Genomic DNA, 2,698 nt, shown 5'->3' on the forward strand with positions numbered 1-2,698 from the left:
CTTTGACCGCATGGAGCGCGACACCGGCACCAGCGCCACCGACTTCATCACGAAAGACGGCGCCGGCGGGCGTAAAGTTGAAGGCACGCTCAGCCGCGCCCTCGCCTCCTCCGAAACGCTGCAGTTCTGGGACGGCTCGAACTGGGTGAGCGCTACAGTGAACGGCCAGAAATGGCAGGCGCAGGATAATACCGCGCACAGCGCTGACTGGGAGTACAGGCTGCGCGTCGTGGATGACGCGGGTAACGTCACGCCCGAACAGAGCCATAAAGTGATTTACGACATCACGCCGCCGCCCGCGCAGGTCATATTTGACCAGATGGACAAGGATGACGGCGTCGCCAACGACTGGCAAACCACCGACGGTAGCGCCGGGCGCACCGTGACTGGCCACCTTGACCGCGCGCTGGACGCTGGCGACATTATTGAGTTCTCCCTCGACGGCGGCAAAAGCTGGCAGAAACTCGTCGTGAACGGCCTGAGCTGGAGCTTCACCGATAACCGCAGCCACGATGAGGACTGGGACTATCAGGTACGCATTACCGATATCGCCGGCAACGTCACCGCGCCGGTGACACAGGACGTGGTGCTGCTGCCCGGCGCCGTCACCCTTAGCTTTGACCGCATGGAGAAGGACACCGGCGCCAGCGGCACCGACTTCATCACGAAAGACGGCTCCGCCGGCCGCCTGGTGGAAGGGACGCTGAGCCGCGAGCTCAATCCGGGCGAAACGCTGCAGTTCTGGAACGGCAGCGCGTGGGTGGCCGCCAGCGCGGACGGCCTGACGTGGCAGGCGCAGGACAGCGCCGCGCACGCCGCCAGCTGGACCTACAAGGTGCGGGTGGTTGACGCCAGCGGCAGCACCCTCGANGCGCGGACGGCCTGACGTGGCAGGCGCAGGACAGCGCCGCGCACGCCGCCAGCTGGACCTACAAGGTGCGGGTGGTTGACGCCAGCGGCAGCACCCTCGAAGACCAGCATCAGGACGTGGTGCTGACGCCGCCGTCTGACGTGCAAATCATTTATGAACGCATGGAGAAAGATGACGGAGTAGCCAACGACTGGCGCACTTCCGACGGCAGTGCAGGCCGAATGGTCTATGGAAAACTCAGCAAGGCACTCAATCCCGGTGATGTCATCGAATATTCTCTGGACGGAGGGACAACGTGGAAAGCGCTCAAGGTAAACGGACTCAATTGGTCGTTTGTTGATACCTTGGCCCATACGGTCAACTGGGAATATCAAATTCAGATCACTGATGTAGCGGGCAATAATTCATTGCCTTATAAGCGACAAGCTACGCTTGAGTCGTTATTACCTGAAGTAACTATTGATGCGGTTACCAAAGACAGTGGTTTAGGATCATATGATACAGACTTTATTTCTCGCGATGGAGCTGCAGGTAGGTTGGTTCACGGTTCAATTAGTGAACGCTTGAAACCCGATGAAAAAATACAAGCTTCCTTTGATAATGGATTGACTTGGCACGACGCCCAACACGATGGAAATAAATGGTATGCCGTTGATAATGGCGAGCATAATTCTGATTGGGTGATTAAAGCGCGGGCGGTGAATGCCAACAGTTTCGGTCAGGAACAGCAACAAATTGTCCATTATGCACCCGCAATGCTGCCGGTCCCCACAATAGAGTGGGATGGCCATACACTAACGGCAAAATTACCTGCTTTAGCTGAAGCCGGCGAAACGCTCCATTTCATGATCGATGGCAAATCCGTGGTCATCAACCTGACGGCAGCCAATATTGCCGCTCAACAAGCAACGCTGCCATGGACAGTGCCTGCGCAAGATTTTCGCGTCAGCTACATCGATGTTGCAGGTAATAATTCTGACTGGAGAGTGTTGCAACCCACTGTCGCGAAAATTTCGACGGAAACATTTAATAGCCAGGCGCCAAGAGCGATTTATGCAGGTAATGAATTTGAATTCGCTAGCTTTACATTAAAAGCATTACAAATTAGTAATTATGGCTTTATCAATCGATTTGGTTCTACTAACCAAGGCGGCATTGGATCACCACCAAGAAGCATGGCTTTGGAAATGGCCAGTGGTTCCTATGAAACCGAATACCGACTTAAGTTGAAAGGTGAAAAACCAATCAACAAAATTTCGTTTACGGTTGGAGATCTCAATATTCAGGAAGAAATTGAGGTTTATTTCTATGATTCCATCGGAAAACTCATTCATAGCGATTACCGCACGGGTAGTGGAGGTTTAACACAACTGGTGGAATTCTCCCTGCCTTATGGTCAAGCCTTCTCCTCAGTGGTATTAAAACTGGATAGTTATAATACTTACGTGTGGATTGACGACATTATTTTCAGCAATGTGTCTTATAGCGACACCACTATTGAACCGCCGTCCAACTTGCAAATCATTAATCAAGGTTCACTTTACATGGGCAGCAACTCAGATGATATTTTCAAACTCAGTGATGCTAGCTTTGTAAATAACAAAGATTTTTCCCTACGAGGTCAGGACGGTATTGATACGCTACAGATTACAGGTAAAAACATTAATTTGGATTTGACAGTATTGGCTAACAAAATTCAGTCAGTCGAAGTGGTAGATATCACCGGCAGCGGCAACAACACGCTTAATCTGTCGCTGGGCGATGTCCTGCAACAGGGCGGCAAAGACCTGTTCAACATCTCCGGTAACGTGCAGATGATGATTAAAG

At 52.4% G+C, this 2,698-nt stretch carries 1 protein-coding gene; it reads left to right on the forward strand.

From position 1 onward, the window contains the following. Positions 1-942: 942 nt before the first annotated feature. Positions 943-2,698, forward strand: a 1,756-nt coding sequence (locus ACPUC7_RS24305) for a hypothetical protein (RefSeq protein ID WP_494924848.1), incomplete at its 3' end; no start/stop codon positions are given.

The organism is Pantoea sp. CFCC18179 (genome assembly GCF_059412405.1).